Source organism: uncultured Cytophaga sp. (genome assembly GCF_937863595.1).
GTDB lineage: Bacteria > Bacteroidota > Bacteroidia > Cytophagales > Cytophagaceae > Cytophaga.
Genome location: NZ_CALMGQ010000049.1, coordinates 20,453 through 34,332 on the forward strand (window position 1 = coordinate 20,453; position 13,880 = coordinate 34,332).

The 13,880-nt window shown below is 32.8% G+C and carries 12 protein-coding genes and 1 tRNA gene; 11 read left to right on the plus strand and 2 right to left on the minus strand.

What is annotated here, in order from left to right:
* Positions 1–4: 4 nt before the first annotated feature.
* The 5 genes from Q0543_RS03690 to rplT all read left to right on the plus strand — a co-directional run bounded on the left by Q0543_RS03690 (position 5) and on the right by rplT (position 4,398).
* Positions 5–1,060 carry a hypothetical protein gene (locus Q0543_RS03690; protein WP_299249288.1) on the plus strand — a complete coding sequence of 352 codons (1,056 nt, stop codon included), beginning with the start codon at positions 5–7 and terminating at the stop codon, positions 1,058–1,060.
* 72 nt (positions 1,061–1,132) lie between these two features.
* On the plus strand, positions 1,133–3,070 hold the full coding sequence (thrS, locus tag Q0543_RS03695; protein WP_299249291.1) for a threonine--tRNA ligase: 1,938 nt from the start codon (positions 1,133–1,135) through the stop codon (positions 3,068–3,070).
* Between the two features lie 96 nt (positions 3,071–3,166).
* Positions 3,167–3,727 (plus strand): translation initiation factor IF-3, encoded by a 561-nt coding sequence (gene infC / locus Q0543_RS03700; protein WP_299249293.1) that lies wholly within the window; start codon positions 3,167–3,169, stop codon positions 3,725–3,727.
* 29 nt (positions 3,728–3,756) lie between these two features.
* Positions 3,757–3,951, plus strand: a complete 195-nt coding sequence (gene rpmI, locus Q0543_RS03705; protein WP_299249296.1) for a 50S ribosomal protein L35 — start codon at positions 3,757–3,759, stop codon at positions 3,949–3,951.
* Between the two features lie 99 nt (positions 3,952–4,050).
* The gene (gene rplT, locus Q0543_RS03710; protein ID WP_299249299.1) at positions 4,051–4,398 is read left to right on the plus strand and encodes a 50S ribosomal protein L20; all 348 of its coding nucleotides are present in this window, start codon (positions 4,051–4,053) and stop codon (positions 4,396–4,398) included.
* 132 nt (positions 4,399–4,530) lie between these two features.
* Here the strand turns inward: rplT and Q0543_RS03715 are convergent.
* A tRNA-Met gene (locus Q0543_RS03715) sits at positions 4,531–4,604 on the minus strand.
* Between the two features lie 193 nt (positions 4,605–4,797).
* On the opposite strand from Q0543_RS03715, the gene msrA reads away from it, so the two are divergent.
* From msrA to pgeF, 4 genes are all read left to right on the plus strand, one after another.
* Positions 4,798–5,460 carry a peptide-methionine (S)-S-oxide reductase MsrA gene (gene msrA / locus Q0543_RS03720; RefSeq protein ID WP_299249300.1) on the plus strand — a complete coding sequence of 221 codons (663 nt, stop codon included), beginning with the start codon at positions 4,798–4,800 and terminating at the stop codon, positions 5,458–5,460.
* Positions 5,461–5,714: 254 nt separating this feature from the next.
* Positions 5,715–6,542 carry a DUF4412 domain-containing protein gene (locus tag Q0543_RS03725; protein ID WP_299249303.1) on the plus strand — a complete coding sequence of 276 codons (828 nt, stop codon included), beginning with the start codon at positions 5,715–5,717 and terminating at the stop codon, positions 6,540–6,542.
* Between the two features lie 36 nt (positions 6,543–6,578).
* On the plus strand, positions 6,579–7,439 hold the full coding sequence (locus tag Q0543_RS03730; protein ID WP_299249306.1) for a DUF4412 domain-containing protein: 861 nt from the start codon (positions 6,579–6,581) through the stop codon (positions 7,437–7,439).
* 3 nt (positions 7,440–7,442) lie between these two features.
* Entirely contained in the window at positions 7,443–8,216 is a 774-nt protein-coding gene (gene pgeF / locus Q0543_RS03735) for a peptidoglycan editing factor PgeF (RefSeq protein WP_299249309.1), read from the plus strand.
* On the opposite strand, the gene Q0543_RS03740 is transcribed toward pgeF, so the two are convergent.
* Positions 8,205–10,028: a 7TM diverse intracellular signaling domain-containing protein gene (locus Q0543_RS03740; RefSeq protein ID WP_299249311.1), complete on the minus strand. Its 1,824-nt coding sequence runs from the start codon at positions 10,026–10,028 to the stop codon at positions 8,205–8,207. The genes pgeF and Q0543_RS03740 overlap by 12 nt on opposite strands.
* Positions 10,029–10,291: 263 nt before the next feature.
* Between Q0543_RS03740 and Q0543_RS03745 the strand changes: the two genes are divergently transcribed.
* The gene (locus tag Q0543_RS03745; RefSeq protein ID WP_299249313.1) at positions 10,292–12,841 is read left to right on the plus strand and encodes a glycoside hydrolase family 9 protein; all 2,550 of its coding nucleotides are present in this window, start codon (positions 10,292–10,294) and stop codon (positions 12,839–12,841) included.
* A gap of 143 nt (positions 12,842–12,984) precedes the next feature.
* The coding region (locus Q0543_RS03750; protein WP_299249317.1) for an MFS transporter at positions 12,985–13,880 on the plus strand (896 nt) is incomplete at its 3' end.

The following is a 13,880-nucleotide window of genomic DNA, read 5'->3' on the forward strand; positions in this document are numbered from 1 at the left end:
TACAATGCATTTCATAACCAAAAGTATATTTATTGCATTATTAATTGCATTCTTTTCTTGTGGTAGCAAAAAAGATAGTTCAAACAATATGCCTCCTCTGAATGAATTAACATATTCATCAGAATTGCAGCTTAGTGCTTTAAATGAGGCGATTGAAGCCGATCCAAATAATGATTATTTATACTTCAAAAGAGCTGATTATTTTTATGGTATTAATAATTTCAGAATTGCACAAAATGATATTGCAAAAGCATTACGTTTGGATGGAAGTGTTTCAGCATATTGGTTATTAAGTGCTAAAATTAATAATGAATTAGAAAATGTAGATTTAGCATTATCCGAAGCACAAAAGGCATTAGAACTTGGAAATTCGGAACCTATCTTATATGCATTATTGGCAAATTGTTTACTAGAAAAAAATGATACCATTTCTGCAAATAAATATATTTCAAAATTAAGTTCTATAGCTCCACAAATGGCCGAATTGACTTACATTGAAGCTAAAAAATCTTTATTAAGAAAAGATACTGCGCAAACATTCTTAAAATATAAATCATGCATTCAAAAAAATCCACAATACATTGAAGCGTATATTGATTTAATGTCTTTGTATTATGCAAAACATATGTACGATTCGATTATGCCCTTACTGATAAAAGCAAAACGTATGCGCCCTTGCACACCCGAATTGTTCCTATATGAGGGTAAGTTTTTTGAGTCTATCAAAAAGGGGAGCGTTGCATTGGCATCATACAAAGAGGGATTGCTATGCGACCCACAAGCGAGTGTTTTGTATAAACCCTTAAGTGAATATTATCAAGAAAATCAGAACTATAAAGAAGCAATGACCTACTTGAGTAAATGGTTGGAAAAAAATCCCTCTGATAGTAAAAGCATAATTAAAATGGGGGACTATTCTTTAAAATTAGAAGACAACAGAGGAGCAATCACATATTATAAAAATGCATTGTCACTAGACACATCTTCTGCCTTTGTTAAAAAAGAAATAGAACGAATCGAAAAAATAATTCAAGCAAAATCCGAAGTTAAATCCGAATAGTTTTATCCATTTAAAATGGAATAGATTATTATTTTGAAAAACTTTGTAAATTTGTAGGGATATAACACAATTATGATAAAAATTACCTTACCAGACGGTTCAATCCGCGAATACGAAAAAGGCATCACAAGTATGGGCATTGCCCTTAGTATTAGTGAAGGCTTAGCTCGTAATGTATTAGCAGCCAAAGTCAATGGTGACGTTTGGGATGCATCACGTGAGATAACTACAGATTCAACAGTGCAGTTATTAACGTGGAACGATACAGAAGGTAAATCGACATTTTGGCACTCTTCAGCCCATTTATTAGCGGAAGCACTAGAAGATCTTTATCCAGGTACGTTGTTTGGAATTGGCCCCGCAATTGAAACAGGTTTCTATTACGATGTTGATTTTGGCGATCGTTCATTTTCTCAAGATGATTTTGAAAACATCGAAAAGAAAATGATGGAATTAGCGAAACAAAAAAACGCCTACATTCGAAGTGACGTTTCCAAGAAAGATGCAATTAGTTATTTTACAGATAAACAAGATCCATATAAATTAGATTTGATAGAAGGTCTTACGGATGGCTCTATCACATTCTATAAGCAAGGTTCTTTTACCGATTTATGTAGAGGTCCACACATTCCAGATACAGGTTTCATCAAGGCTATAAAGTTGATGAGTGTAGCTGGTGCATATTGGAGAGGGGATGAAAAAAGCAAACAATTAACCCGTATTTATGGTGTAACTTTTCCTAAACAACAAGAGCTAAAAGACTACTTACATGTTTTGGAAGAAGCAAAAAAACGCGATCATAGAAAACTGGGTAAAGAGTTAGAATTATTTGCTTTCTCTGAAAAAGTAGGTATGGGATTGCCTTTATGGTTGCCTAAGGGTGCATTACTTAGAGAACGACTTGAAAACTTTTTAAAGAAAGCGCAAGTACGCGCAGGCTATCAACCAGTAGTTACACCACATATTGGTAATAAACAATTGTATGTAACCTCCGGACACTTTGAAAAATATGGCAAAGATTCTTTTCAACCAATCTATACACCACATGAAGGAGAGCAGTTCTTATTAAAACCAATGAACTGTCCGCACCATTGTGAGATATATAAAACAAAACCACGTTCATACAAAGACCTTCCAATTCGTTATGCTGAATTTGGAACTGTTTATCGTTATGAACAAAGTGGTGAGTTGCATGGTTTGACACGTGTTAGAGGCTTTACTCAAGATGATGCGCATATTTTCTGTAGACCAGATCAAGTAAAAGAAGAATTCTTAAAAGTAATTGATTTGGTGTTGTATGTATTTAAAGTATTAGGCTTTACTGATTTTACCGCACAGATTTCATTAAGAGATCCCAATAATAAAGAAAAATATATAGGTGAAGATGAGCAATGGTTTAAGGCTGAAAGTGCCATCATTGAAGCGTCTGCTGAAAAAGGATTGAGTACCGTTACAGAACTAGGAGAGGCTGCATTTTACGGTCCAAAACTAGATTTTATGGTTAAAGATGCATTAGGTAGAAAATGGCAGCTTGGTACGATACAAGTTGACTACCAATTACCAAATCGTTTTGAATTAGAATATACAGGTTCAGACAATCAAAAACACCGACCAGTAATGATTCACCGTGCGCCATTTGGTTCGCTTGAACGCTTCATTGCTGTATTAATTGAACACGTTGCTGGGAACTTTCCATTATGGTTATCTCCAGATCAAATTGCCATTTTACCTATATCCGATAAATTCAATGAATACGCTCAAGATGTATATGATAGACTCTTGGTAAAAGATATTAGAGGGTATGTAGATAATCGTGACGAAAAGATTGGTAAGAAAATTCGTGACACAGAGGTTAAAAAAGTGCCTTTTATGCTTGTAATAGGAGAAAAAGAAGTTAATGAAGGTAAAATTGCAATTCGCAAACATGGTGGCGAAGACCTTGGTAGTATGTTAGTTGAAGATTTTATTCAATATTTCGAATCAGAAATTGCGAAACAATTTGCTGTTTAATAGAAAAAAAACGAATACAGTTATTAGTATACGATAAAAATTGCGATATTTGCAACTCGTTTAAAAACAAAAACAAACAGGAATAAAACATAACGAATGGCATTAAGAAATCCCAGGCCTTTCCGGGCCCCAATAAGAGACAAGGACGAACACCGAATTAATGATTTTATCAAAGCTGCTAATGTACGTTTAGTAGGAGAAAATATTGAACCCAATGTTTATACTCTTCGCGAAGCATTAACACTTGCAAAAGAGCAAAATTTAGACCTTGTAGAGATTTCGCCAAATGCAGATCCTCCTGTTTGTAAAATAACAGATTATTCTAAGTTCAAATACGAACAAAAGAAGAAGCAGAAAGAGTTAAAAGCGAAACAACATAAGGTAATTGTCAAAGAAATTCGTTTCGGTCCAAATACAGATGAACACGATTACGAATTTAAATTGAAACACGCTTTTGAATTCTTGAAAGATGGCTTTAAAGTAAAAGCTTATGTACACTTTGTGGGGCGTACGATTGTTTACAAAGAACGTGGTGAAATCATGTTATTAAAGTTTGCACAAGCGCTTGAAGATTTAGCAAAAGTAGAAGAGATGCCAAGGTTAGAAGGTAAGAGAATGTTCTTAATGCTAACACCTAAAGCATCGCCAAAAAAGTAATTTCTTTACAAATTAAACAGATAAATTAAATGCCTAAAGTAAAAACCAAATCAGGAGCAAAGAAAAGGTTTAAACTTACAGGAAGTGGAAAAATCAAAAGAAAGTGTGCTTACCATAGCCACATTCTTACGAAAAAATCTACTAAACGTAAGCGTAACTTAGTACACGCACACCTGGTTAGTAAAGCAGATGAGTCCAACGTTAGGGCTATGCTAAAAATCTAATTCAATTTAGATTTAAACTGGTTAACAATGTTAAACCCAGTGTTTGGTTACCAAGAATTTGCTTAAGCAAATCACCAACTACTAAAAAACAAAAAAGAAATGCCTAGATCAGTACCATCTGTAGCTTCAAGAGAAAGAAGAAAAAAGATTTTGAAGTTAGCCAAAGGTTACTTTGGTAGAAGAAAAAATGTTTGGACCGTTGCAAAAAATGCGGTTGAACGAGGAAAAGTTTTCGCCTATATCGGCCGTAAACAAAAGAAAAGACACTTTCGTGGTCTTTGGATACAACGTATCAATGCAGGATCTAGACAATTCGGTTTGTCTTATTCTCAATTCATTGGTGCTTTGGATAAAGCGAACATCAAGTTAAACAGAAAAGTGTTAGCTGATTTAGCAATGAATCATCCAGAAGCTTTCAAAGCTGTTGTTGATAAAGTAAAAAAATAATTTCACTTTTTTGTGAAAGTAAAAACGCCCACATTAGTGGGCGTTTTTTTTTGCTCCCACTTAAAATAAATACATACTCTTGGAGAATAATTTAGACATAAAAAAAAGCTTCACATTTCTGTGAAGCTTTTGTAGCGAAATCGGGACTCGAACCCGAGACCTCAGGGTTATGAATCCTGTGCTCTAACCAGCTGAGCTACCTCGCCATTTGGGATTGCAAAACTACACATAATTATCAATATTGCACAACCATTATCAATTAATTATGCACTAAATGCGTAATTAATTAGTTATCAGTAAAAAATAATCATCGCATTTCGTTAACTTTCATTAATGGCAACCTTTTCCCTTAATTTTTGTTGAGGATAAGGAAGGATTTATTTCCTAAAATTAAACTATATGAAAAAAAGTATTTTAGCTCTATTTACAAGTACATTAAGTATAATGGTTTTAATGGCTTGTAATAACAATACCAACAAAACACAACAGATACAATCAACAAGTATGGACAATTCAATCAATAACACAACTCAATTAGATACAGCAACGTTTGGCAATGGTTGTTTTTGGTGCACAGAAGCTATTTTCCAAGACATAAAAGGTGTTGTTAAGGTTACATCAGGTTATAGTGGTGGACTTGTTAAAAACCCCACTTACAAACAAATTTGCACGGGCACAACAGGACATGCTGAAGCCTTACAGATTGTATTTAACCCTGCTATTGTTACTTATAGTGAGCTATTACAAATGTTTTGGTATTCTCATGACCCCACGACTCTTAATAAGCAAGGAAATGATGTAGGGACACAATATAGATCTGCAGTGTTTTATCATAATGAACAACAAAAAAAGGAAGCGGAGTATTATAAAAAGAAATTGGATGATGAAAAGCTATTTGCAAATCCTATAGTTACTGAAATAACAAAATTCGAAACATTTTACCCAGCGGAAGATTATCACCAAAATTATTATAAAGAAAACGGAGCGCAACCTTATTGCATGTACATTATACGTCCCAAATTAGAGAAATTCAAAAAGGTTTTTGGAGATAAAATGAAATAAGTTGGTTATTGAAGCTATATTTATTTGTAATTGAGGTAAGGAATTAAAGAAAGAATGCATTGATTTGTATTTCTTTCAATTGTTTCCAAGCAAACGTATTTCATAATTAGAAAATTTGTAGAATTTTTTCTTAATTGATTAATCTCATTCAATTAAGACATGTACAAATATATTCTAAACATGTCTTAATTGAATGAGATAGTATAAACATAATTAACCAAACCACATTAACATAAATAAATTTAAATTTTATTATGAAAAAGATCATTGTTTTTTTATCTGTCATTTGTTTCAGCATATTTTTTACACAGGCTCAAACAGATTTTGAAGGAATTATAAAATGGAAAATAACAATTGGGTCTACTGATAACGTATCTGAAAACAAAACGACTCTTAGTCCTCAGCAACAAGTAGACCTAAAAAAAAGTATTGCCGAATTAGAATCAAAAATGAATGATCCGCAAATGAAGGCAATGTTAGATAGCAATCCTGCTATGAAATCTATGATTGAACAACAACTTGCAACAATGAAAGCAAGTGGAGAAGTAAACATGAATGCCTTATTTCCTAAATCGTATACCATAAAATACAAAGCTGGAAATACCTATACACAGGTAGAAGGAGGAGTAACAGCAGCATTGGGAGATTTACTTTTTTTAAAATCAACAGATAAAACATATCTAATAAAACAAGCAGCTAAAACGTATTCAATTTATCCAAAGTCATCAAACAATGATTCTACAACCTATACAATTAAAGCTACGACTGAATCGATGAAAGTTTTAGGTTATACTTGCTATAAATATATTGTAACATATACGAAAAATGAGCATTCCAATACCATGTTTATATGGTCAACAAAAGAGTTGAAACAATACAATAAATCTTCTTTCAGAAGTAAAAGTATTTCCAATAATACATCAGAAAAGTATTTTGATAAAATTGAAGGCGTTCCATTAAAAATAGAAATAAACGAGAAAGGACAAAAAGTAGCACTCGAAGTAGAAGAATTTAAAACGACAATTCTACCAGCTAGTACCTTTGCAATTCCTTCAGATTACAAAGAAGTACCTTACAAGTAAGTAAACACAACCATTACGTTACCTTAATTACAATTAATGAAAAAATCTATATTCTTTTTATTCTTTTCGTTTTTATTCATTACATCATTTGCCCAAATCACAAAATTTGAAGGTGTATTTAACTGGAATATTGTGGTAGATGTAGTTGATACAGATGCTGTTAATCTCTACAAGAAAAACGTATTAAAAGAAGACAATTCGGAAATTGAAGAAATGATAAAAGAATTAGAGCAGCAATTGAATGACCCTGAAATGCAATATTTGCTTTTAGAAAATCCTACGATAAAAAGCACCATGCAAAAAAAGCTGAAAGAATTAAATGACATTCAAGCTTCAAAAGCAACGGAATTCAACAATGCTTTCTTTCCTACGAATCTTCAAATGTCATTTAAGAATAATAATTCCTTTACAAAAATTGAAGGTGGTAGTATTTCTAAATTAATCGGAAATATGCTGTACCTATCAGATGAAAAAACGACTTATTTTATTAAAGATGATACAAAAACATATTCAGCGATTACAGATTCTTCCATAATTAACACTGCTGATAGGTTTGTTAGCTTGACACAGTCAACAGATACAGCTATTATTTTAAATCATACCTGCATTAAGTATATTTTAGTTAAAAAGGAAAATGACAAAATACAAACGAGTTTTTTTTGGATTACTTCCGATTTACCTGCTTTAAATCCCAATTCATTTAGAGCATTGGGATTTGCTACAGGTAATATTCATCATGAAGCTTACAAAAAAGTAAACGGCATTCCACTTAGAGTAGAATATATTGAAAATGGATTTAAATTTAAAATGGAAGTATTTGAAATTATTCATAGGTCATTACCCGATACTTTTTTTGTATTACCATTAGATTTTAAAATTACAAATTTGGGATTTTAATGTATGTTAAAGATTCCATATTCAAATCAAACACATTGGCAATTTGAAACGCTAAATACGTATTTGAACCTTACACATTTAGTGACAGGTTCAAATCTACATATAAACAGAGGCAACATTCTCGGTTTAAATTATGGGTTAAATGTTTCGGATCAAGAAGAAATTGTTCAGAACAACAGATCAGAACTTTTAGTACAATTACATTTCAACCCTGCCACAACCGTTTTTCCAATTCAAACACATAGTAATAACGTTGCAATTGTAACAGACGATAATAAGCATTCTATTTTTCAAAATACAGATGCATTGATTACAAATACACCGTCCATTTTAATCGGCGTATTATCGGCAGATTGTGTACCCATTCTTTTATTTGATCCGAAAAAGCGAGTAGTGGCCGCCATTCATGCAGGTTGGAAAGGTACCGTTGCAGAAATTGTTAGCTGTACCATTAAAAAGATGATGCTAGAATTTAATTGCACTCCGGATACAATCATTGCAGCAATAGGTCCTTCAATTTCATCCGAAAATTTTGAGGTTGGAGAAGAGGTTTCTATTCAGTTTAAAGACGCTTGTAAACATATGGGGCCGAATGGTAAAATGCACATAGACATTTGCCTTGCCAATAAATTGCAACTGTTAGAAATTGGAGTTAAAGAAAGTAATATTTCTTTAAGTGGTTTATGTACATTTAAAAACAATGTAGATTTTTACTCAGCCAGAAGAGACGGATTTAACACAGGACGATTGGCGAGTGTAATTGGTTTAACTGTTTAACAAATCATCCCAACGAACAAGCGCTCCTTTTGATTTCGCTTTTAATAATTCGTACGTTGCTTGAATTTTTTTTCTGAAAGCCCAAACTGTATTTTTATTCAAGCCTAATAATTCAGACAGTTCTTCTAATGTTTTGGATTTACCAGACCGTATTGTATCATACACGATATAAAAAGCCTTGTCCATAGGTATTCGTATCCCATGAAATAACGTATCCGCTGTTACACTTTCAACATGTTTACAGGATGTGCATTTGCGACTAAAAGGAGATGTATGCGTTATATATCGTTCGTGTCCACATTTTTTACAAATAAACCCATTGCTCCATTTAATATTCTCAAGGTAGCGCATGCAACTGGTATCGTCAGGAAATAACTCTTTAAACTTTTCAGTACTTAATTCTTCATCAGAAAGTCGTGCTTTAACCTCTTCCTGTACTTTTTGTTTTAATTGCCAGTTATCAATATCCAATTTGATATTCATCTGGTTCAAATCTTCAATTAATTTTGAAAGATTAGAATTAAAGACACTTAATTCTTCAGACTTCTCTTGTAAATCTTTTGTTCGAATAGCAACTTTAGATTCCAATTCTTTATTCACTATTTCTTGAATCACTTCTTTTTCTTTTAACTCTACAATAAGTTTATTTTTCAAAGATTCATTTTCTATTAATTGAGCTAATGCTTGTTGTTGAAGGGTATCCAGCAATTTTCGCTCAATTCGAATTCGATCACCCAAGGCGATGGACAAAATAAATACTTCAATTAGAAATCCAATATTAAAACTATAAACAGCAAACAATCCAAAGCCATGAGGTACTAAATCGAATACACGGAATAAATAAATAATAAAACTTATAATGATCATTGTATATGCTAAAATGAAATATCGTGCAGATTTTTCTCCACCAAAATATATTTTAAAGGACGCGAGATAGATTAATAAAAAAGGAATTACAAAAATAAATTGATAAATACGTTGAGAGTCAAAAACAATCCGCTCTACTATGAAAACGAATAAATAGAGAAAGTAAAACCCAACTATAATATTGGAATATACAGTTGCTTTGTGTTTTAAATTTAAAAATGAAAAGGAATAGAATACAAAAGCTGTTAATAATAGGGCAGGAGTGAAAAAAGAGACAAACTGATTGACTATAGGATAATTAGGCCAAATGTATTGAAAACCCAATCCGTCTTCTGAAAAGGAGTTTAATGCGCAACAAAGTGTGTAAACTACATAATATAAATAAACCCGATCCTTTGTATTGAAATACAGAAAAAGATTATATATGGCCATAATAATAAGGACACCATAGTAGAACCCTAATAAAATATATTCTGTGAGTGCATAATTGGTAAAAGAAATCTCCTCCCGAACATAACTTGTAAAACCAGCATAATTTTTAGTATTCAACAAAACGTAGAATGTTCGTATACTATCTTTGGGTAAATAGGTCTTAAAAACGAAGTTTTTATGTTTAAACTCTTTTTTAGAAAAGGGATATGAAAAACCGACCGTTTTAACAGAATCCATTATTCCCAACTCATTAACCCTAAAAAAGTGAATTTCTGAAATATGGGGGTCAGGAAATTCAAACAGCCAATCTATAGAATTGGAAGTATTTTTAATGCGAAAACGTAACCAATAATTAGTATTCAGTTTTTCACTAAAAAACTTATTATCCGCAACTTTCTTAAACAATGAATCTAATGAGCCAGAAATTACGTTGATATTAGGTATTAAGTTGGTAGAATCTTCAAAAACATATAACTCGTTTGAAGATAAGGATATGGTCTCTTGATTACTCAAATGAATAATTTTCTGAGCATACAATTCTGTGTTTATTACAATAAAAACACAAATAAAAACAAAAAAACACTTAGTGGTACTCAAATAATAAATCACTATTAGCTATACGTTAAATACCTTGATAATCAATATATGAAAGTGGTAACAAAATACGAATAAGTTTCGTTTTTTTCAACCAAAATGATCAAAAAGTTGTTTAATTTACCAACCAATATGAACAAACAATTATAAAAAGAGGTATACTTGTTTAAATACGAAAAAATATGAAAAAAGCAGTTTTAATAATTACTATCTTATTAAGTAGCCTTTCAATATATGCACAAACTGGTGCAGGAGATGATTTTGAAAGTGGTTCATTATCTAATTGGGATATAGCAACCAACTCTTCTCAATATGCATGTAGCATAAATACAACTACAACTCCTGGTAATAAACAAATGTATGTTACCTATACTACTGCTGCCAATAATTACAGTGGATTTAGTTATATTTTTAACCCAATAAATATTGAAGATGCACCTGTTGTGTCTTTAAAAGTGCGAGCAAGCAGTGGTAAAAACTTCACAATGCGCATTGATTTAATAGACGAAAATGGTTTGAGAACCAATCAAGTTGACACGAAACAAAGCATTACAGGAGATAATACCTCTAAAGATTACTTATTTGATTTTACGGGCAAATTTCAACAATTATACCCAAGCAACAACGGAGTACCGTTTAATTTAGATGTCACCAAAATTGTACGAATGGAAATAATGATAAATCCTGGTGCAGCATCAACTTCAGGATGGCTTCTGTTGGACAGTGTAATGATTGGAACAAGAGCGAAATCTAACATAACTTCGGGAGCCAAAGGGATAAAAATAAACCAATTAGGTTTTTTTATTAATGGCCCTAAAAAAGCCGTTATAAATGGAGGAACTGCAAGCGCATTTTATATTGTAAACACAGCTAAGACGGATACCTTATATACGGGAGCACTTTCTGCATCAAAATTGTGGTCTTATTCGAGTGAAAGCGTTCGAATAGCAGACTTCTCAGATTTTAAAACTCCTGGAACATATAGAATGCTTGTACCTGGTATTCCATCTGCATCTTATCCATTTACGATCTCACAAACACCATTAAATACACTTTCAAAAGGAAGCATAAAGGGTTTTTATTATCAACGTGCATCAATGGCTTTAAAATCTCAATATGCGGGTGTATGGTCAAGAGCTGCTGGTCATCCAGACAATCAAGTAGTTATTCATAATTCAGCAGCATCACCAAACAGACCCACAGGTTCAAAAATATCTTCTCCTAGAGGCTGGTATGATGCAGGTGATTACAATAAATACATTGTCAATTCAGGTATATCAACCTATACCTTATTAGCTTGTTACGAACATTTCTCTACCTATTATGATACGCTTTCATTAAATATTCCAGAGAGTAGCAATACAGTGCCAGATGTTTTGGATGAAGCATTATATAATGTACGTTGGATGCTTAGCATGCAAGATCCGAATGATGGTGGTGTGTATCACAAATTAACGAATGCTAATTTTGATGGTGACGTTATGCCTAATCAAGCTACATCTACGCGTTATGTAGTCCAGAAAAGCACAGGTGCTACCTTAGACTTTGCTGCGGTTATGGCTCAATCTGCTCGTATTTATGCTCAGTTCCCAACTCAATTCCCTCAATTAGCAGACTCTTGTTTGCGTGCAGCAAAAAAAGCATATGAGTGGGCAATCCTCAATCCTTCAATAAAATATGTACAATCGACAATGACAAGCCCTGCAATCAATACAGGTGAGTATGGAGATTATAGTTTTACAGACGAATTCAATTGGGCAGCTTCTGAATTATTTACCACAACTCAATTAATGCAGTATTATGATGATATAAACCTTACAACTGGGGCTGATTTACAAGGCTGGCAGAATGTTAATACATTAGGCTGGATATCAATTGCTCATAATAGAGTTCTTCTGGGTGACAAAATAGATACTACTGCAATCAAGAATAAAATCATTGGTTTGGCAACTGCATATAGAAACGAAGCGATGACTAATTCTGCATATGGTGTTGCAATGGGAGCTTATTCATGGAATTTTGGCTGGGGAAGTAATTCTAGTGCAGCAAATCAAGCTATGATACTTATACAGGCATTTAATTATACGAAAGATAGTTCTTACTTAAAAGCAGCTACTTCGAATGTTGATTATTTACTGGGTAGGAATGCTGTAAATTACTCTTTTGTAACTGGATATGGTTTTTTATCTTCTAATCACCCACACCATAGAGTTTCACAAGCTGACGGGGTTAATCCTGCAGTACCAGGTTTATTAGTAGGAGGTCCCAATCCTGGTCAACAAGATAATTGCGCAGGTTATCCTTCAAGTCAGCCAGCACTTTCTTATGTAGATTCAGATTGTAGTTACTCTACGAATGAAATCGCTATAAATTGGAATGCCCCATTAGCGTACATTACAGGTGCTATCCAATCTATTTATTCTGGAATTGAACCTGTAGCAATAGATTACACAAATAATGTTCCGACTTCAACAATCAATTCAATTGTGAAAAATATAGTTGTTAAGGTATATCCAAACCCTACCAATTCTATCCTTAATGTAGAAAAGCCCTTTGAGCTTACGACAAAACCTACAATACTTGATTTGAATGGCAAAGAATTTGAAATAACTACTGATTGGTCATCAAATACATTTCAAATTAATACATCTCAATTAAGTGAGGGTATGTATTTGATTCGTTTACAAGGTGAAAACGGTGCTGCTGTACAAAAATTCACTATTATCAAATAATTTCTCATAGTCAATTTTATGCGTAAAAAGGGTCGATTCAAAAATGAATCGACCCTTTTTTTTACATTCTATTTTTTCAATTATTTTGTGGTTCAGATCTTCTCTCATATATTTAACGATTCTTTAACTTAATAAATTATTTTATGGCAGGCGGTGCTCCAGTAAATTTCACTACGACCAATACTTCATCTGATTCATCACAAAATTATACGCCAGCTATTATTTTAATGGCTACACTATTTTTCGTTATCGGGTTTATAACGGTATTGAATGATGTACTAATTCCTATAATGAAAAATATTTTCGCATTCAAGGATGATGAAAATTGGAAATTACTACTCATACAATTTAGTTTTTTTATGGCATACGGACTTATGTCTGTTCCCGCAGGAAATATTATTAAATCAATAGGCTATAAAAAAGGTACGATACTTTCTTTATGTATAGTAGCATTAGGTTTATTATTATTCTACCCAGCTTCAGAGTTTGCATCGTATGCATTATTTTTAATTGCATTGTTCATCGTTGGTACTGGTTTTGCCATTCTTCAAGTAGCCATAAATCCATATCTGATTGCATTAGGTAGCCCTGAAACAGGTGCTGCTCGTCTAAATTTAGGTGGCGCATTAAATTCAACAGCGACGGCAATCGGACCGATATTTGGATCTTTTTATTTATTGAATGAGTGTTTGATGACTCAAGCAGATACCCTAGCAACAACTAGAACCTTATATGTTGGCATTGCATTATTAATAATTTTAATTGCGGTGTTTATGTCATTCATGAAACTGCCCAAACTTTCTATTGAAAATGATAAGCACGAAGTACTAACAGGAAGTATATTTGAATTTAGACATTTGATTTTTGGAGCAGGAGCCATATTTTTCTACGTAGGTGCCGAAGTTGTTATTGGTAGCTTATTGGTGGTATATTTAAAATCCGATACCATGGGAAATATCCCTGAAAAGTTTGCGGCAAGTTTGGTTGCCTATTATTGGGCAGGAGCTATGATTGGTCGATTTATGGGAAGTAAAATCAC

Coding starts and splice junctions, on each gene's coding strand:
- rpmI (WP_299249296.1), top strand. CDS start 3,757: ATGCCTAAAGTAAAAACCAAATCAGGAGCAAAGAAAAGGTTTAAACTT.
- rplT (WP_299249299.1), top strand. CDS start 4,051: ATGCCTAGATCAGTACCATCTGTAGCTTCAAGAGAAAGAAGAAAAAAG.
- thrS (WP_299249291.1), top strand. CDS start 1,133: ATGATAAAAATTACCTTACCAGACGGTTCAATCCGCGAATACGAAAAA.
- Q0543_RS03725 (WP_299249303.1), top strand. CDS start 5,715: ATGAAAAAGATCATTGTTTTTTTATCTGTCATTTGTTTCAGCATATTT.
- msrA (WP_299249300.1), top strand. CDS start 4,798: ATGAAAAAAAGTATTTTAGCTCTATTTACAAGTACATTAAGTATAATG.
- infC (WP_299249293.1), top strand. CDS start 3,167: ATGGCATTAAGAAATCCCAGGCCTTTCCGGGCCCCAATAAGAGACAAG.
- Q0543_RS03745 (WP_299249313.1), top strand. CDS start 10,292: ATGAAAAAAGCAGTTTTAATAATTACTATCTTATTAAGTAGCCTTTCA.
- Q0543_RS03730 (WP_299249306.1), top strand. CDS start 6,579: ATGAAAAAATCTATATTCTTTTTATTCTTTTCGTTTTTATTCATTACA.
- Q0543_RS03690 (WP_299249288.1), top strand. CDS start 5: ATGCATTTCATAACCAAAAGTATATTTATTGCATTATTAATTGCATTC.
- pgeF (WP_299249309.1), top strand. CDS start 7,443: ATGTTAAAGATTCCATATTCAAATCAAACACATTGGCAATTTGAAACG.